The following is a 17,693-nucleotide window of genomic DNA, read 5'->3' as shown; positions in this document are numbered from 1 at the left end:
GTTAGACGTGTCCCATCGCATTTCGGTTGGCGTTGCGGATGTAGCAGAACCAGCAGACCGCCAGCATTACTACATAGGCTCCGACGAAACCGTAGAAGGCCGGGGTGTAGGAGCCGCTGGCCGTGTTGGAGGCGTTCAGGACCTGCGGGATAACGAAGCCGCCGTAGGCGCCGATGGCCGAGATCAGTCCGAGGGCCGATGACGCCAGTCGCTGGGTTTCAACCGTGCTGGCACCGGACTTCGCAGCCCGGCTGGACGTTGCGAAGATGATGGGGATCATCCGGTAGGTTGCGCCGTTGCCGAAGCCGCTGGCCGTGAAGAGCATCAGGAAGAGGACCAGGAACAGCCAGAAGTTCTTCAGCGGCAGGGTCCAGATCATGGTCAGGGTGATGACGGCCATGGCGGCGAATGCTGCCACGGTCATCCGTGCACCGCCCATGCGGTCAGCCATGCGTCCGCCGTAGGGGCGGGCGAGTGAACCGACCAGCGGGCCGAGGAAGGCCAGCGAGAGTGCCACGGTGCCGACTCCGATGGAGGAGAACGCCGGGAAGTAGTCCTTGATGAGCTTGGGGAACACGCCGGCGAAGCCGATGAACGAACCGAAGGTGCCGATGTACAGCAGTGCCATGATCCACAGGTGCGGTTCCTTCAGTGCCGCGACCGAGCCGGCCACGTCACCCTTGGCACTGGTGAGGTTGTCCATGTACTTCCAGGCACCGAAGGCGGCGATCAGGATGAAGGGGATCCACATCCAGCCGGCCATCGGCAGGTTGACGCTGCCGACGGCGAGCAGGGTGATCGCAATCGGGACGGCGAGCTGCGCGACGGCAGCGCCCATGTTGCCACCGGCGGCGTTCAGGCCAAGGGCCCAGCCCTTCTCGCGTGCCGGGTAGAAGAATGTGATGTTGGCCATGGAGCTGGCGAAGTTGCCGCCGCCGAAGCCTGCAAGTGCTGCCACGAGCAGCATGACACCGAACGGGGTTTCCGGATTGGAGACGCAAAGTCCCAGTCCGACGGCGGGAATCAGGAGCAGGAGCGCGGACACGATGGTCCAGTTCCGGCCGCCGAAGCGGGGAACCATAAAGGTGTAGGGGATCCGGAGGGTGGCGCCTACCAGGCTGGGCATGGAGATCAGCCAGAAGATTTCCGAGGTGGTGAACGTGAAGCCGGCTGCCGGCAGCTGGACCACCACGATGGACCAGAGCTGCCAGACCACAAAGCCGAGGAACTCGGCGAAGATGGACCAGTTCAGGTTGCGGCGGGCGATGGCCCGGCCGGCGGACTCCCACTGCTCCTTGTTCTCGGCGTTCCAGTTGGCGATCCAGCGGCCTGGGCGGAATTCAAGGGCGGGGGCGTCGGTTGTACGGGTGGAGGGCTGCGCGCTGGCGGATGAGGACACGCCTCCGTGCAGCGGGTCGGTGTCTATATCTACGGAATTACCGGTGCCGGCATCTGCGTTGCGGTCAACAGTCACGGTGGACCTCCTCATGGGGGATGTTGTTCTTCCACGGTAGAGAACGCGCGTTTCGCGGACGGTCGCGGTTTGTTAACGCCCTGTGACATTTGCCTATCGGCAGCCGGGCCGGCGGCGTGAGGAGAGTTAACTGACCGAAGAATGAGACTTGGGCCACAAGACCACATGATGGACCTTTTGTCCATTGACTGGACGGCCGGAACTAATATTGAACTCTAACTACTGCACGCCGGACCTTACCTGGCCCGGCCGGTTCTCAGGAAAGTGTTCATATGTCATCTACGCAAACCACCGCGGAGCAAGGATCCCCCAAGGCGGTGAACTCACGCGGCCGCGTGATTGTGGCCAGCCTGATCGGCACCACCGTTGAGTTCTACGATTTCTACGTCTACGCCACCGCCGCCGTGCTGGTCTTCCCGGCGCTGTTCTTCCCCAACCAGAACGAGACCACCCAGCTGCTCAGCTCCTTCGCTGTGTTCGGTGTGGCCTTCGTTGCCCGCCCGCTGGGATCCATCGTGTTTGGCCACTTCGGCGACAAGTTCGGCCGCAAGGGCACCCTGGTGGCCTCGTTGCTGACCATGGGCATTGCCACGTTCCTGATCGGCTGCCTGCCCACCGCACTCGTCCCGGGCTGGGAATTCTGGGCTCCGGCACTGCTCGTGGTCATGCGCTTCGCCCAGGGCCTCGCCCTCGGCGGCGAATGGAGCGGCGCTGCCCTGCTGGCCACCGAAAACGCCCCGGCCAACAAGCGCGCCATCTACGGCACCTTCCCGCAGCTTGGTGCGCCCATTGGCTTCATCATCGCCAACGTGATCTTCCTGGTGGCCAGCTATGCACTGACACCGGCCGACTTCCTGGCCTGGGGCTGGCGCGTGCCGTTCCTGCTCAGCGCCGTTATGGTGATCATCGGCCTCTACGTCCGCCTCAAGCTGATCGAAACGCCTGCCTTCACCAAGGTGCTCGAATCCAATGAAGTGGCCAAGCTGCCTCTGGCCCGGGTCTTCAAGACCAGCTGGCGCCCGCTGATCCTGGGCACGTTCATCATGCTCGCCACGTACGTGCTCTTCTACCTGATGACCACGTTCACGCTGACCTACGGCACCCGCGCTTCCACCCTGGATGCCGCCAAGGCTGCCGCCGAGAAGGCAGGCAAGCCGATGTCCGAGGCCGCCGCGGCCGCGTTTGTTCCCGGCCTGGGTTTCACCCGCAACGATTTCCTCTGGATGCTGATTGCCGGCGTCGTGTTCTTCGGCATCTTCACCCTGGTTTCCGGACCGCTGGCGGAGAAGTACGGCCGCCGCAAGATGCTGCTGGCCGTCACGGGTGGCATCTTCGTCTTCGGCCTCCTGTTCGTCCCGCTGTTCAGCGGCGGCTTCGTGGGCACCATGGCCCTGCTGGTCATCGGCTTCTCCCTGATGGGCCTCACGTTCGGCCCCATGGGTGCGCTGCTGCCGGAACTGTTCCCCACCAATGTGCGCTACACGGGATCCGCCGTCAGTTACAACGTGTCCAGCATCCTGGGTGCTGCGGTGGCTCCGTTCATCGCCGTCGCGCTCTGGGAGCTGGCCGACGGCAGCCCGGTCCTGGTGGGTGTCTACCTGACCGCGATGTCGGTGCTGACGCTGATTGCGCTGTTCGTAAGCAAGGAAACCCGCGACCTGGACTACGAGAACAACGTAGCCTGAGGCCCCGCCGTCGGGCGTTCCAGCCCGGTTGCTGACAGAAATGCCCGGCGTGTTCCCCGTTATTGCGGGGAGCGTGCCGGGCATTGCTGTGTCCGGGCGGGACCGACCGGGGAGGAACGCACGACGGCGGCGCTCGCCACCCGTCCGCAGGCTCAGTTGGCGTAGCGGTCCACGAAGTTGCGGAGGATCTTCATGGGCTCGGTGGCGGTGTACATCCGCGCGTCCGCCATGAGTTCCTCGGCGGACTCCGGCGGGAAGTAGCCGGCGTGGCGGTAGATGTCGATCCGGGTCACCAGGCCCTCCGCGTCCAGCTCAGGGTGGAACTGTGTGGCGTACAGGTTCTGCTTGATGCGGAACATGTGGACGGGGCAGGCCTGGGAGGATGCCAGCAGCACCGCGTGGGAGGGCAATCTGGTGCAAGCCTCCTTGTGCCCGGTGAAGGCGGTGAAACGCCGTGGCATCCCGTGCAGGAGCGGATCCGCGAGCCCCGCCTCCGTCAGCTCGATTTCCACCCCGCCCAGCTGTTCGCCAAAGGTCCTGTCGATCACGGCGCCCTGATGCCTGCCCAGCGTCCCCACCCCGTAGCACGCGCCCAGGAACGGAAAGTCCTGGGCCACGATCCGGTCCAGCAGCCCGGCCAGTTCCCGCTCCACCCGGTGCTGGGTTTCGCTCTTGTGGTCTGCCGGGTCGCTGGACGTGAAGGGACTGCCGCCCACAATCACCGCCGAGTAATCGTTCAGGTCCAGTTGCGGCAGGGGAGCGGCCTCAAGCCGGACACGCCTCAGCTGCGAAGGGGTCAGCCTGCCATACGTCAGGTACGACTCATACTCTTCCTCTGCGGCGGCGTCTTCAGCCCGGGAGGCAAGGAGGAGGAAAGGCTTCACACGCTAAGTGTGCCTTTCGCCCCAGCTCAACGCCAGAGGACGCAGCGAGCCTGCGGTTGGCGCCGGAGCACAGCCCCGGCGCCAGAGGCACGAAGGCTGTCAGTGGCTGGCAGGCTGCGCGAAGGATCGCCGGGACTGCGGCTGCGCGGCCGGGTCTGCGTGGCGGTGGACCAGCTTCCAGTAGCCTTCTTCGCGCCGGAAGATGCTGGTCACACGGAGCGCGAATTCCTCTGGCGCTGCGGCGCTCTCCAGCCGGGCACGGAAGTGTTCCGTTTCCACCAGGTAGGCCGTGTCGCGTGCGGTGTAGGAGGTGATGGTGTCGAACCCCAGCATCTCGCCGTCCTGGAACTGCCGGGACGCCTGGTCCAGCCGGGCCTCCACCTGGGCCCAACCACGTGCGATGCCGCCGAACGGGTTGGCCAGCGTGACGTCGTCGAGCCTGGAATACAGGTCCTTGACGGCACCGGGATTCCCGCGGGTGATTTCCGGAACCGCCAGGTGGTAGCGGTCTACTTCTTCTTCAAAACTGGGTGCGAGCATGGGTGCCTCCGGCAGGGTCTAGTCTTCGATCGTGGCGATGACGGCGCCGGCCGAAACCGTCTCACCGGCCACTGCGCTGAGTCCGGTGATGATGCCGGAACGGTGCGCGGTCAGGGGCTGTTCCATCTTCATCGCTTCGAGAACCACCACCAGGTCACCCTCGGACACAACGTCGCCGTTGGTCACGGCAACCTTGACGATGGTGCCCTGCATCGGGGAGGTCAGCGCGTCGCCGGCGGCGGACGCAGCCGCTCCGCCTGAACGGAGGCGTTTCTTGGACTTGTTGGACTTCGCGCCGGCGGCGGAACCCGCCCCGATCGAACCAAGGGAGGCCGGCAGGACAACCTCGAGGCGCTTGCCCCCCACTTCAACCACCACGCGCTGGCGTTCACCGGCGTCGCCACTGGCTTCAGCGGTTCCGTCCGGCGTCCAGGCGGGAATGTTGTTGACGAATTCGGTTTCAATCCAGCGGGTGTGGATGCTGAAAGGCCCTTCCGCGGGCGCAAAAGCGGGGTCCGAAACAACGGCGAGGTCGAACGGGATAACGGTGGGGATGCCCCCCACCACCATTTCCTCCAAGGCGCGCCGCGAACGCTGCAGGGCCTGGGCACGCGTGGCGCCGGTGACGATCAGCTTGGAGAGCATCGAGTCGAAGTTGCCGCTGATGACATCGCCCTCCTCCACGCCGGAGTCGATCCGGATGCCGGGGCCTGTGGGGTTCTTCAGGGTGGTGATGGTGCCGGGGGCTGGCATGAAGTTGCGGCCCGGGTCCTCGCCGGTGATGCGGAATTCGAACGAGTGGCCGCGGACCTCGGGGTCGCCGTAGCCGAGCTCCTCGCCGCGGGCCAGCCGGAACTGTTCGCGGACCAGGTCGATCCCCGTGACCTCTTCGGAGACGCAGTGCTCCACCTGCAGGCGGGTGTTGACCTCGAGGAAGGAGATGGTGCCGTCCTGGCCCACCAGGAACTCGCAGGTTCCGGCGCCGAGGTAACCGGCTTCCTTCAGGATGGCCTTGGAGGATTCGTAGAGGCGGCGGTTCTGCTCTTCGGTGAGGAACGGGGCAGGTGCTTCTTCAACGAGCTTCTGGTTGCGGCGCTGCAACGAGCAGTCACGCGTGGAGATGACCACGACGTTGCCGTGGGCGTCCGCGAGGCACTGCGTTTCGACGTGGCGCGGGGCGTCCAGGAAGCGTTCGATGAAGCACTCGCCGCGGCCGAAGGCTGCAGTGGCCTCACGGACGGCAGACTCGAAGAGCTCCGGGATTTCTTCGCGGGTGCGGGCCACTTTGATGCCGCGGCCGCCGCCGCCGAAGGCTGCCTTGATGGCCACGGGCAGGCCGAACTTGTCCACGAACTCGAGGATTTCCTCGGCCGACTGCACAGGATCGGCGGTGCCGGGGACCTGGGGGGCACCCACTTTCTCGGCGATGTGGCGGGCCTGGACCTTGTCGCCTAGGGCGGAAATGGCCTCGGGGGACGGGCCGATCCAGGTGATGCCGGCGTCGATGACCTTGGCGGCGAACTCGGCGTTTTCGGCGAGGAAGCCGTAACCGGGATGGATGCCGTCGGCACCGGACTGGCGGGCAACGTCAATGATCTTGTCCATCACCAGATAGGACTCCGCGGCGGTGTTGCCACCGAGGGAGTAGGCCTCGTCGGCCAGCCTGACATGGAGCGCGTCGCGGTCCGGATCGGCGTATACAGCCACGGAGGCAATGCCCTCGTCGCGAGCCGCGCGGATGATGCGCACTGCGATTTCGCCTCGGTTTGCGATCAGCACCTTGGTGAGGTTCGATTGCACGGGACTAGCGGACTGCTCCAAATTTGCTGACAAGGCGTCTCCTTCTTTCCTTCAGGGAGCCTAGCGCGATTTTGTGGGTTCCGCCGATATTACTTGCGGTTTCCGCGTGTAAACGGGCGCGGCTTTGTAGGGAACCTACAATTGGTCGGAAAATCGCCGCAATTATTCGGCGGACCACAGGTCCGTGATGCGTACGTTTGCGTGCCCGAGGAGACTGCGCAGCGTGGAGACTGACAGCCCGACGACGGCGTGCGGGTCCCCGTCCACCTTCCGGATGAACGCCCCGCCCAGGCCGTCGATCGTAAACGAGCCGGCGCAGTGCAGCGGTTCGCCCGTGGCGATGTACGCGTCGATCTCTTCCGGATCCATCTCCGTGAAGTGGACCTCGGCGGAGGCGACCGCACCGAGGGTGGCGCCGGATCCCGGTGCCGTGATGCCGCCGTCGGCCGCTGCGTCGGTGCCTATCTCGGCGGGCTCGTCATCGGCTGCCGTCGCGCGGCAGTCCACCAGCCAGTGCCCGGTGTGCAGGACACCGCTGTTGCCGCTCATCCGCAGCATCCGTTCGCGGGCGACGGCGGCCGTGTACGGTTTGCCGTGCGCCTCGCCGTCGAACTCGAAGACGGAGTCGCAGCCGATGACCAGCGCGCCCTCCGCTTCCGGCAACGCGGCCACCGCCTCGGCCTTGGCGCGGGCCAGCAGCAGCGCGGTATCGTGCGGATCCGTGACGCCGTAGCGGGCCTGGACCGCGTCCTCGTCCACGTCGGAGACCAGCACGGAGTGCCGGATACCGGCGTCGGCCAGGAGCTTGGTGCGGGCGGGGGACTGGGAGGCGAGGATGAGGCGGGTCACCGTTTCAGCCTAGTGGACGGGCTCGGTCAGCTTCTGCGGCGCGTTTTCGCGGCGTTCCAGCCGGGCGCCCTCCACGTCCACGTCCGGCAGGATCCGGTCCAGCCACTTGGGCAGCCACCAGGTCTTTTCGCCCAGCAGGTACATCACAGCCGGCACGATGGTCATGCGGACCACAAACGCGTCCAGCAGCACACCGAACGCCATGGCGAAGCCCAGCGGCCGGACCATGGTCAGGTGGCTGAAGATGAAGCCGGCGAACACGCTGACCATAATGATCGCGGCGGCGGTCACCACGGCGCCGGCATGGCTGAAGCCGATGCGCACGGCCTTTTTCGCCGGCGCGCCATGCATATAGGACTCGCGCATGCCCGACGCGATGAACACCTGGTAGTCCATCGCCAGGCCGAACAGCACACCGATCAGGATGATCGGCAGGAAGCTCAGGACCGCGCCGGGATTGGCGACGTCGAACACGCCGCCCAGCCAGCCCCACTGGTAGACGGCCACCACCAGGCCGAACGCGGCGGCCAGGGACAGCAGGAAACCGCCGGTTGCCAGGAGGGGAACCACAATGGAGCGGAATACGAGCAGCAGCAGGATGAGGGAAAGCCCGACGACGATCGCCAGGTACGGCGGCAGGGCGTCACCGAGTTTTGCGGAGACGTCGATGTTGCCGGCGGTCTGCCCGGTCAGGCCGATGGTGACCCCCGTTTCGGCCTGGATCTGGGTGCCGCGTTCGCGGAGTTCGCTCACGACCTGCACTGTGCCGGCCTTGGCGGGCCCCTCTTCCGGGATGACCTGGAATACGGCGGTGCGGCGGTCCTCGCTCAGCGCCACGGGCACCGTTGCCACCACGTTGTCCACGCCCCGGATCAGGTCCGCGACGTCATACTGCAGTTCCTGGGCCTGGGCTTCGTCCAGGCCGGCCGGGAATTCACCCACCACCACAATGGGGCCGGTGACGCCTTCGCCGAAACTGCGGGCGGTGACGTCATAGGCCTGGTAAGCCTCGGAGTCCACCGGTTCGGAGCCGCCGTCGGGCAGTGCCAACTGGAGCTGCGCGGCGGGCAGGGCCAGCGTTCCCAGCAGGAGTACACCGGCGACGAGCGCCACAACGGGGTGCCTGGTAACCAGGCCGCCCCAGCCCCGGGTGCTCTTTTCCTCATCCTTGGCCTGGTCGGCAACCTCGTGGCCGGCCTCGGCGTTGTGGGCATCGGCCTTGGCCCAGGCCCGCCGGGAAATGATGCGCCGGCCGATCAGGGACAGCAAGGCCGGGGTCAGGGTGAGCGCCACCAGGACGGCCACCGCGACGGTGCCTGCTGCTGCCAGGCCCATCACGCTCAGGAACGGCAGCCCGGGCACCACCAGGGCGGCCAGGGCAATGATGACCGTCAGGCCGGCAAAAAGCACGGCGTTGCCCGAGGTTCCGGTGGCGCGTGCCACGGATTCCTCGGGGTCCATGCCTGCCAGCAGCTGGGTCCGGTGCCGGTTGACGATGAACAGGGAGTAGTCAATGCCCACGGCGAGGCCAAGCATCAGCGCGAGCATGGGGGAGATGGAGCTCATCTCGAAGGCGCCGGACAGGGCGAACGTGATGCCCACCCCGACACCAACGCCGATGACGGCCATCAGCAGCGGCAGGCCCGCGGCGATGAGCGTCCCCAGCATCAGGATCAGGACCAGGGCCGCCACACCGATGCCGATGATTTCGGTCGTGCCGAACAGTTCTGAAATGTCTTCCGTAATTTCCTTGCTGGCCAGCGCCGTCACGCCCACGGACGAAGTCTCATGCGCGATGTCCTGGACCTGCTGGCGCACCGCCGGGGTGAGGGCGTTGATGGAGGTGTTGAACTGCACCTGTGCCACGGCAGCCTGGCCGTCCGCCGAGACAAACCGGATCCCGCCGGATGCCTCCGCCTGCCGCTTGCCCAGATCGAGCTTGGCCTTGGCGGCCTGCAGTTCCTGGGTTCCGGCGTCGAGCTTTGCCTGGCCCTGTGCCAGGGCGGCCTTCTGCGCTCCGAGCTGGGCCTCGATCATTGCCGGGGTTGCGCCGCCGGCAGCGAGCTGCTGCTCCGCGCCGTTCAGCTGCGCTGTGCCGGCGTCGAGCTCGGCACGTGAGGCATCCAGGCGGGCCTGGCCCGCGGCAAGCTGCTGCTCGCCGTCGGCGATGGCCTGCCCGGCCTTGTCCAGCTGGGCCTGCGTGGCGAAGGGATCCACCGTGGCCTTGACGTCAGGCAGGTCACCAAGCTTGGTGAGGGCAGCCGTGACGGCGGCGCGGCTGCCGTCAGTAAAGCCGCCTTCCGGGGCTTCAAAGACGATCGTGGCAGAGCCGCCCGACGCTGCCGGCAGTTCCTGCTTCAGCTTGTCCGCGATCCGCTGCGTCTCAGTGCCCGGAATCTGGAAGTTGTTGGACAGTGTGCCGTGGAAGGCGGCTGCTGAGCCGCCGACGGCCACCAGCGCGGCGAGCCAGAGCGAAATGACCAGCCAGCGGTGGCGGTAGGAGAACTTGCCGAGGCGGTAGAGCAGCAGGGCCATGTCAGAGCCGTTCTTTGTTGAGGTGCGTAGTGGCAGTTGTGGACGTCGCGGAGGGGCTGGCTGCCGGAACGGGGCTGCCGAAGCCGGAGCCGAGGTGGCCCATGGCGTCAATGAGCAGTTGCCGCAGCACAGCGAGTGATGCGGGGGAGAGATCGGCGCCGCATCGGGCGAACCACACGTCCATGGCCGCCTTCCCGCAGGAGATGACGGAGCCTGCGAGGGCGCGCAGGTACAGTTCGTCGACGACGGCGCCCGGGGTTCCGGCGAAGCGCTCCCGGGCCGCGCTGATGATCTCTTCGGTGCAGTGGTCCCACGCCTCGAGTTCGGACCGGGACAGGACCGCGTTGTCCTGGGTGAGGGTGAAGAGTTCAGCCAGGGGCGCCACCGTCATGGGGTCGGCCAGCTGCATCAGGGCCGCGCGCGCCGATTCGAGGATGGGCTCGTCGGCGGGCCGCTGCCGGAACTGCTGAAGGGCGTTGTCCAGGAACCCGTGCGTCATGGAGGCCAGGGCGGCCTCGGTGCTGCTGAAGTAGTTGAAGAAGGTGCGGCGCGAGATCCCGGCAGATTCGGCGATGTCTTCCACCGTGAAATTCCCGGGTCCCTGGGCGCGCAGCAGGGTCAGGGCGGCATCGGTGATGGCCTGGCGGGTGGCGGCTTTGTTCAGCTCACGGCGCGAGAGAAGTTCGGGCATGAAATTACACTACGTGCAAGTTTGCACGCCGCGCAAGTTGATTCACAGGAAGATGAAAGGTTCCCGACAGCTGAGCCTGAACCTGCCGCCGAAGACTGGAAGAGTCCCGTCTGGGACATCTTCACCAGCCGTCACCGGACGGCAGATCCAGGAGACAAGAATGGTACGCACAAAGAGAATTGCCCTTGGCCTCACGGCCACCGCGCTGGCCCTTGGCGCCGGGATCGGCGTCGCCGGCATGGCGTCCGCAACCACGACGCCGACGCCCACCCCCAGCGCCAGCTCAAGCGCCTCAGCCGACGGGGGCACCGGCACTGCCCCAGCTGAAGGGAAAGGCATGCGGGGCGGCCATGGCCACGGCGGCTTCCGCGGCGTGGACGCAGCGGAACTTGCCACCAAGCTGGGCGTGGACGAGGCCAAGGTGACGGAGGCCCTGAAGGCCTACCGCGAGGCCAACAAGCCCACCACCCCGCCGGCCGACGGAACTGAAGGAACCCGGCCGGACCCGGCCGCGAAGCAGGCTGAACTCGCGAAGTCCCTCGCGGCGACGCTCGGCATCGACGAGGCCAAGGTCACGGCGGCGCTTGAAGAGCTGCGCACCGCCGAACAGGCAGATCGCGCCGCGGCTCTGAAGACGCGCCTGGACCAGGCCGTCACAGACGGCAAGCTGACCCAGGCCGAGGCCGACGCCGTGACCAAGGCTGTCCAGAACGGAGTCATCGGAGGTGGCGGCCGCTAACGAAAGGCCGGGCTGAGCGAAACCCGGCACCGAACAGGAGAAGTCCCCGGGAGCACTTCCCGGGGACTTCTCCTGTTTGCTGTTCGAGCCGTGCGTCAGGCCTTCGCGTCGGCCAGTTCGCGTCCGGCTTCCGGAGAGTCAGTACCTCCGGCGACGGCGGAAGGATCCGCAGCGGAGGAGTCGGCGTCGTCGTCCACAAACGGAGTGCCGTTGCGGGGTGCGTTGTAGAGCGCCTCGTCGAGCATGCCCTGCCGTTTGGCCACGATGGTGGGCACGAGGGCCTGGCCCGCGACGTTGACCGCGGTGCGGCCCATGTCCAGGATGGGGTCCACCGCGAGCAGGAGTCCGACGCCGGCCAGGGGCAGTCCCAGCGTGGAGAGCGTCAGGGTGAGCATCACCACGGCGCCGGTGGTGCCGGCCGTTGCGGCGGAACCGAGGACCGAGACGAGGGCGATGAGGAGGTAGTGGCTGACCTCCAGCTGGACGCCGAAGAACTGGGCCACAAAGATGGCGGAGATCGCGGGGTAGATCGCGGCGCAGCCGTCCATCTTGGTGGTGGCGCCCAGGGGTACGGCGAAGGAAGCGTAGGCGCGGGGAACACCGAGGCTGCGCTCAGTGACGCGCTGGGTCAGCGGCAGGGTTCCGATCGAGGAGCGGGATACAAACGCGAGCTGCACGGCGGGCCATACCCCGGAGAAGTACTGCTTCACGGACAGGCCGTGCGAGCGGATCAGCGTCGGGTAAACCACAAACAGCACCAGGGCCAGGCCAACGTAGATGGCGAAGGTGAACTTGCCGAGCGCGCCGATGGTGTCCCAGCCGTACACGGCCGCGGCGTTGCCGATCAGGCCCACCGTGCCGAGCGGGGCGATGCGGATGATCCACCAGAGGACCTTCTGGATGACGGCCAGCGCCGAAGCGTTGAGGTTCAGGAACGGCTCGGCAGCCTTGCCCACCTTGAGGGCGGCGACGCCGACGGCGATGGCAATCACCAGGATCTGGAGCACGTTAAAGCTGATGGAGGTGCTGACTGTGGTGGCCGCGGTGGCGCTTTCAGTCACGGTGGAGCTGGCACCGAGGCCGAGGAAGTTCTTGGGGAACAGCCCGATCAGGAAGGACCACCAGTCACCGGACTTGCCGGCGTACTTGGCCTCCTGGGTGATGCCGGTGTTGGCGCCGGGCTGCAGGAGCACGCCGAGGCCGATGCCGATCACGACCGCGATCAGGGACGTGATGGCGAACCACAGCAGGGTGTTCCAGGCCAGCTTGGCGGCGTTGGAGACTTGGCGCAGGTTCGAGATCGAGCTAACCACGGCCGTGAAGATCAGCGGAACCACCGCGGTCTGCAGCAGTGAAACGTAGCTGGACCCAATGGTCTGCAGCGTGGCGCCGAGGCCGTTGGGGGCCTCCTTGGTGCTGCCCGTGTACTTGGCCAGCAGGCCTAGGCCCAGGCCCACAATGAGGGCGGCGATGATCTGGAAACCGAACGAGCCGGCCCACTTGGGCAGCTGGAAGCCGGTCTTTCCTGCGGATTCGGGGGTGCGGGTTTGAGTGCTCACCAGAACACGCTAGGCCCGGGTTTCTTATCACGGCGAACAGATGTTGAGAAATGTTACTCCGCCCCATCGCCTTCGAAGCCCAGATGTCCCCGCAAATCCGGCGCAAATCAAGGCAATTGTGAAGTTATTCCCAGCCCGGATGTGGCAAGAGTCTCACCGAACCCGGCTCGGAGGGGGCGCATCCGGCAGCGTGCGTCAGAGCGACGAAGGAGCAGCACGCCGAGGATGGGGCCCCTCGGGGCCCCATCCGGGGTGGACCTACGAAAGCAGCGCCCGGCGGAGGGTATCGAGGCCTACGGAGCCGACATTCAGTGCCTTGGTGTGGAAGGCCTTGAGGTCGAAGCCGGGCCGGGTTTCGAGGTCGGCCCGGATCTGTTCCCAGAGGCGCTGTCCCACTTTGTAGGACGGGGCCTGGCCGGGCCAGCCGAGGTAGCGGGTGAATTCGAATTTGAGCTGGCCTTCGCTGATGGGCAGGTTCTCTTTGAGGAAGTCGTAGCCCGCCTCCGGGGTCCATGTTCCGCTGCCCCAGCGTTCGGGGATCTCCAGTTCCAGGTGGACGCCGATGTCGAACACCACGCGGGCCGCCCGCATCCGCTGCATGTCCAGCATGCCCATGTGGTCGCCGGGATCGGCCAGGTAGCCGAGTTCCTGCATAAGCTTTTCGGCGTATAGGGCCCAGCCCTCGCCGTGGCCGGAGGTCCAGCAGATGTTGCGCCGCCATTTATTCAGCAGTTCCCGCCGGTAGGTGGCGGTGGCCACCTGCAGGTGGTGGCCGGGGACGCCTTCATGGAAGACCGTGGTGGTTTCGGCCCAGGTGGTGAAGGTGTCCTCGCCGGCGGGAACTGACCACCACATCCGGCCGGGACGGCTGAAGTCATCCGAGGGGCCCGTGTAGTAAATGCCGCCCTCGTCGGTCGGGGCGATGAGGCATTCAAGCTTCTTCATCACGTCCGGGATCTCGAAGTGCACGCCGGCAAGCTCGGCAACTGCCTTGTCCGAGAGTTCCTGCATCCACGCCTTGAGGGCCTCTGTGCCCTTGAGTTGGCGGGCAGGGTCGTTGTTGAGGACGTCTTTGGCCTCCTCGATGCTGGCCCCTTGCTTGATGATGGACGCAACGTTTTCCTGCTCGGCGATGAGCCGGTCGAGTTCCTGGACTCCCCAGGCGTAGGTCTCTTCGAGGTCGACGGCGGCGCCCAGGAAGGAGCGCGAGGCCAGGGCGTAGCGTTCCCGGCCGACTGCGTCCTGCTGCGGGGCGGCAGGGAGCAGTTCCGTGCGGAGGAACTCCGCGAGCTCCCGGTAGGCACCCCGGGCAGCGGCAGCACCGGCGTCGAGCGTCTCCTGCGTTTCGCCCGGCAGGGGACCGTCCGCAGTCCGGGCCTCGGTGGCGAGCTTGGCGAAGAAGCCGTCTTCGGCGGCGTATTTGGTGGTCTGCTCGATGACGATGGAGACCTGGCGTTCGGCCGCGACTTTACCCGCGTCCCGGGCCCGGCGCAGTGATTCGGTGTAGCCGCGGAGGGCGCCGGGGACGTTCAGCGCGCGGCCGGCGATGTGTTCCCAGTGCTCAGCGGTGTCCGTGGGCATCAGGTCGAAAATGGCCCGGATGTCCTGTGCGGGGGAGGCGATGTTGTTCAGCTCCGCCACGTCCCAGCCGGACTCGTGGATTTCCAACTGGAGGCCCAGCCGTTCCCGCATGGCGTCCAGGGTGACGGTATCGACGTCGTCCTGGGGTGTGAGGCCCTCCAGGGCAGCAAGGGCCTTGCGGGCTTCCGCTGCGAAACCGGCGATGCCGGCGGGGGAGTAATCCGGGTACTCGGTCTCATGCCCCGGCAGCCCCAACTCGGTGGCAAGCGAGGGGTTCAGGCGGATAAGTGTGTCGGTATAGTCATCCGCCACGGCATCGATGGCGGAGTGCGGACGGGCGGCGGGGGCGGCTTCGGTAGTCACCCCACGAGCCTAACCCCGGCTCCGCCTCCAGGCGCCGGGACCCGGCGTCGGGGCGAGCCGCAGCTGCTGGCGGCGCACCCAGTCGCGGGCGGTGGGCTTCCCGGCGGCCACAGCGTCCGCGCTGCCCAGGGAAAGCACGACGGCGGTCAGCGCCGCGAGCTCTTCGGCCGACGGTTGCCCTTTGACCACAGAAAGCAGGGCTTGCGCGTCGTCAACAAACGGCTTGTCCGCACTCACAGCGGGATGTTCCCGTGCTTCTTGGTGGGCAGGCTCGCCCGCTTGTCGCGGAGGGCGCGGAGGCCCTTGATGATCTGGCCCCGGGTATCGGAAGGTGCAATGACCGCGTCCACGTAGCCCAGCTGGGCGGCCTGGTAGGGGTTCAGCAACTCTTCTTCGTACTGGCGGATAACGTCGGCGCGCCGGGCCTCAACGTCCCCGCCGGCCTCGGCAACTGCGGCCAGGTCGCGGCGGTACAGGATGTTGACGGCGCCCTGGGCGCCCATCACGCCGATCTGCGCAGTGGGCCACGCAAGGTTCAGGTCCGCGCCGAGTTTCTTGGAGCCCATCACGATGTACGCGCCGCCGTAGGCCTTGCGGGTGATGACCGTCAGCTTGGGGACGGTGGCTTCGGCGTAGGCGTACAGCAGCTTGGCGCCGCGGCGGATGATGCCCTGGAACTCCTGGTCCTTGCCGGGCAGGAAGCCGGGGACATCCACCAGGGTGATGATGGGGATGTTGAAGGCGTCGCAGTTCCGGACGAAGCGGGCGGCCTTCTCCGAGGCTGCAATGTCCAGCGTGCCGGCGAACTGCAGCGGCTGGTTGGCCACGATGCCCACGGTGTGTCCCTCAACCCGGCCGTAGCCGATCATCACGTTGGGGGCGTAGAGGGACTGCATCTCCAGGAAATGTGCGTCGTCAACGATCTGCTCGATGACTGTGCGCATGTCGTACGGCTGGTTGGCCGAGTCGGGGACGAGCGTGTCCAGGGCGAGGTCGTCGTCGTTGATCTCCAGCTCCTGCTGGTGCTCCAGCACCGGGGCCTCGGAGAGGTTGTTGGACGGCAGGAAGTCCAGCAGCTCGCGGACGAACTCGATGGCGTCGGCTTCGTCGGAGGCCAGGTACGTGGAGGTGCCTGTGTTGGCATTGTGCTGGCGGGCGCCGCCGAGGGTTTCCATGTCCACGTCTTCGCCCGTGACGGTCTTGATGACGTCTGGTCCCGTGATGAACATGTGCGAGGTTTTGTCCACCATCACCACGTAGTCCGTGAGGGCGGGGGAGTAGGCCGCGCCGCCGGCGGACGGTCCCATGATGAGCGAGATCTGCGGGACGACGCCGGAAGCGTGGACGTTATTGCGGAAGATGTCGGCAAACATGGCCAGGGAGGCCACGCCTTCCTGGATGCGGGCACCGCCGCCGTCGAGGATGCCCACTACAGGGCAGCCGTTGCGCAGGGCGAATTCCTGGACCTTGACGATCTTCTCGCCGTTGACCTGGCTCAACGATCCGCCGTAGACCGAGAAGTCCTGGCTGTAGACGGCAACGGGACGCCCGTCCACGGTCCCGTAGCCGGAGACCAGCCCGTCGCCGAGCGGCTTCTTCTTTTCCATGCCGAAGGCGGTGGAGCGGTGCACGGCCAGCGCGTCAAGCTCCACAAACGAGCCTTCGTCCAGCAGGAGGTCCACGCGCTCGCGGGCGGTGTTCTTGCCGCGGGCGTGCTGCTTTTCGATGGCTTCGGGGCCGGAGGGTTGTTCTGCACGGGCCTGGCGGTCGCGGAAATCGGCGATCTTTCCCGCTGTCGTTGTCAGATCGTGGCTCATCAAGTGTCTCCGGCTCTGTAGCAGATTGGTGCTGTAACAATGTGGGGCTGCGTGCGGTGGTATCTGGCAGGTCAGGCGCGGGATTTAAGTAGATTCCACACAAAAGACGAACCCTGCTGGCTAGTCTAATGACGCATCTGCGTGGGACGACTGTAGAAAACCTACAATTTTCCGCACTCTCCAGCGGCCAGCCCAATGTTACTCACCAGTAACATACCTCGGCTACAGTGGAGCCATGACTTCCAGCAACGACGCAAGGTCCACTGCCGCAACGCCGTACCAGGCCTCCGGGTCCCTTCGCGGCCGCACCATTCTGATGTCCGGCGGCAGCCGCGGCATCGGGCTGGCCATTGCCACCCGGGCCGCACAGGACGGTGCCAATATTGTCCTCATGGCCAAGACCGGCCAGCCCCACGCCAAGCTGGCAGGCACCGTCTTCAGCGCCGCCGAGCAGGTGGAGGCTGCCGGGGGCAACGCCCTGGCAATCGTCGGTGATGTGCGCAGCGACGAAGACGTCGCAGGAGCCGTGGCGGCCGCCGTCGAACGCTTCGGCGGGATCGACATCGTGCTCAACAATGCGTCCGCGATCGATCTCTCCACCACCGACGACGTGGACATGAAACGCTACGACCTGATGCAGGACATCAACGTCCGCGGCACGTTCCTGCTGTCCAAGCTGTCACTGCCCGCCCTGCGCAAATCGGCCCACGCACACATCCTGACGCTGTCGCCGCCCCTGAACCTTGACCCCCACTGGGCAGGCAGGCACCTGGCCTACACCATGGCCAAATACGGGATGAGCCTCACCACCCTGGGCCTTGCCGAAGAACTCAAGGCCGACGGCATCAACGTCAACTCGCTCTGGCCGTGCACCCTCATCGATACCGCGGCCATCCGGAACATGCCCGGCGGCCAGGAGATCGTCCAGGCCGCGCGCGGACCACAGATCATGGCCGACGCAGCCCACGCCGTCCTGACCGGCAGCAACCTGGCCGGCCCCGGTGCACCCAGCGGCAACTTCTATACGGACGAACAGGTGCTCCGCGCGGCGGGTGTCACCGACTTCCGTCCGTACAGCCTCGGGGCCGCGGAGGATCGCCTGGTTCCGGACATATTCCTCTGAGCCGCAGGTTCCAGTCATGTGGCTGTGGGATCAGCCAGCGGCGGCGCCTGAGT

14 protein-coding genes are annotated in these 17,693 nt (G+C 66.3%); 3 read left to right on the top strand and 11 right to left on the bottom strand.

The window, feature by feature from the left end:
- Nucleotide 1: 1 nt before the first annotated feature.
- On the bottom strand, nt 2-1,474 hold the full coding sequence (locus AU252_RS03895; RefSeq protein WP_058929596.1) for an MFS transporter: 1,473 nt from the start codon (nt 1,472-1,474) through the stop codon (nt 2-4).
- Nucleotides 1,475-1,746: 272 nt separating this feature from the next.
- Between AU252_RS03895 and AU252_RS03890 the strand changes: the two genes are divergently transcribed.
- A complete protein-coding gene (locus AU252_RS03890; RefSeq protein WP_058929595.1) occupies nt 1,747-3,159 on the top strand; it encodes an MFS transporter in 1,413 nt (470 codons plus the stop codon).
- A 152-nt stretch (nt 3,160-3,311) separates the two neighbouring features.
- Here AU252_RS03890 and AU252_RS03885 read toward each other — a convergent pair whose 3' ends face one another.
- The 6 genes from AU252_RS03885 to AU252_RS03860 form a co-directional block, all read right to left on the bottom strand.
- The gene (locus tag AU252_RS03885; RefSeq protein ID WP_058929594.1) at nt 3,312-4,043 is read right to left on the bottom strand and encodes a glutamine amidotransferase; all 732 of its coding nucleotides are present in this window, start codon (nt 4,041-4,043) and stop codon (nt 3,312-3,314) included.
- Between the two features lie 99 nt (nt 4,044-4,142).
- Complete coding sequence (locus AU252_RS03880) at nt 4,143-4,583, bottom strand: YybH family protein (RefSeq protein WP_058929593.1); 441 nt, start codon at nt 4,581-4,583, stop codon at nt 4,143-4,145.
- An 18-nt stretch (nt 4,584-4,601) separates the two neighbouring features.
- A complete protein-coding gene (locus AU252_RS03875) occupies nt 4,602-6,416 on the bottom strand; it encodes an acetyl/propionyl/methylcrotonyl-CoA carboxylase subunit alpha (protein WP_058929592.1) in 1,815 nt (604 codons plus the stop codon).
- Nucleotides 6,417-6,545: 129 nt separating this feature from the next.
- Nucleotides 6,546-7,232, bottom strand: coding sequence for a Maf family protein (locus AU252_RS03870; RefSeq protein ID WP_058929591.1), 687 nt, complete (start codon nt 7,230-7,232; stop codon nt 6,546-6,548).
- A gap of 9 nt (nt 7,233-7,241) precedes the next feature.
- Complete coding sequence (locus AU252_RS03865) at nt 7,242-9,767, bottom strand: MMPL family transporter (protein ID WP_058929590.1); 2,526 nt, start codon at nt 9,765-9,767, stop codon at nt 7,242-7,244.
- Between the two features lies 1 nt (nt 9,768).
- Nucleotides 9,769-10,458, bottom strand: coding sequence for a TetR/AcrR family transcriptional regulator (locus AU252_RS03860; RefSeq protein WP_058929589.1), 690 nt, complete (start codon nt 10,456-10,458; stop codon nt 9,769-9,771).
- Between the two features lie 160 nt (nt 10,459-10,618).
- Here AU252_RS03860 and AU252_RS03855 point away from each other — a divergent pair, with 160 nt between their 5' ends.
- A complete protein-coding gene (locus AU252_RS03855) occupies nt 10,619-11,197 on the top strand; it encodes a hypothetical protein (RefSeq protein WP_058929588.1) in 579 nt (192 codons plus the stop codon).
- Between the two features lie 95 nt (nt 11,198-11,292).
- On the opposite strand, the gene AU252_RS03850 is transcribed toward AU252_RS03855, so the two are convergent.
- The 4 genes from AU252_RS03850 to AU252_RS03835 form a co-directional block, all read right to left on the bottom strand.
- Nucleotides 11,293-12,756, bottom strand: a complete 1,464-nt coding sequence (locus AU252_RS03850) for a dicarboxylate/amino acid:cation symporter (protein ID WP_058929587.1) — start codon at nt 12,754-12,756, stop codon at nt 11,293-11,295.
- Between the two features lie 258 nt (nt 12,757-13,014).
- Nucleotides 13,015-14,700 carry a DUF885 domain-containing protein gene (locus AU252_RS03845; protein ID WP_058929586.1) on the bottom strand — a complete coding sequence of 562 codons (1,686 nt, stop codon included), beginning with the start codon at nt 14,698-14,700 and terminating at the stop codon, nt 13,015-13,017.
- Nucleotides 14,701-14,709: 9 nt separating this feature from the next.
- The gene (locus AU252_RS03840) at nt 14,710-14,937 is read right to left on the bottom strand and encodes an acyl-CoA carboxylase subunit epsilon (protein ID WP_058929585.1); all 228 of its coding nucleotides are present in this window, start codon (nt 14,935-14,937) and stop codon (nt 14,710-14,712) included.
- Complete coding sequence (locus tag AU252_RS03835) at nt 14,934-16,517, bottom strand: acyl-CoA carboxylase subunit beta (RefSeq protein ID WP_058929584.1); 1,584 nt, start codon at nt 16,515-16,517, stop codon at nt 14,934-14,936. Before AU252_RS03835 ends, AU252_RS03840 begins: the two co-directional genes overlap by 4 nt.
- 235 nt (nt 16,518-16,752) lie before the next feature.
- Between AU252_RS03835 and AU252_RS03830 the strand changes: the two genes are divergently transcribed.
- The gene (locus tag AU252_RS03830; RefSeq protein ID WP_058929583.1) at nt 16,753-17,640 is read left to right on the top strand and encodes an SDR family oxidoreductase; all 888 of its coding nucleotides are present in this window, start codon (nt 16,753-16,755) and stop codon (nt 17,638-17,640) included.
- Nucleotides 17,641-17,693 lie beyond the last annotated feature (53 nt).

This window comes from Pseudarthrobacter sulfonivorans (genome assembly GCF_001484605.1).
Classification (GTDB): Bacteria; Actinomycetota; Actinomycetes; order Actinomycetales; family Micrococcaceae; genus Arthrobacter; species Arthrobacter sulfonivorans_A.
The sequence above is the reverse complement of the archived record's forward strand: the minus strand, read 5'-3'. Positions and strand labels throughout refer to the sequence as shown.

What these genes read in the sequence shown, in the direction of transcription:
- AU252_RS03890 (WP_058929595.1), top strand. Translation starts at nt 1,747, where the DNA reads ATGTCATCTACGCAAACCACCGCGGAGCAAGGATCCCCCAAGGCGGTG.
- AU252_RS03880 (WP_058929593.1), bottom strand. Translation starts at nt 4,583, where the DNA reads ATGCTCGCACCCAGTTTTGAAGAAGAAGTAGACCGCTACCACCTGGCG.
- AU252_RS03865 (WP_058929590.1), bottom strand. Translation starts at nt 9,767, where the DNA reads ATGGCCCTGCTGCTCTACCGCCTCGGCAAGTTCTCCTACCGCCACCGC.
- AU252_RS03860 (WP_058929589.1), bottom strand. Translation starts at nt 10,458, where the DNA reads ATGCCCGAACTTCTCTCGCGCCGTGAGCTGAACAAAGCCGCCACCCGC.
- AU252_RS03855 (WP_058929588.1), top strand. Translation starts at nt 10,619, where the DNA reads ATGGTACGCACAAAGAGAATTGCCCTTGGCCTCACGGCCACCGCGCTG.
- AU252_RS03835 (WP_058929584.1), bottom strand. Translation starts at nt 16,517, where the DNA reads ATGAGCCACGATCTGACAACGACAGCGGGAAAGATCGCCGATTTCCGC.
- AU252_RS03830 (WP_058929583.1), top strand. Translation starts at nt 16,753, where the DNA reads ATGACTTCCAGCAACGACGCAAGGTCCACTGCCGCAACGCCGTACCAG.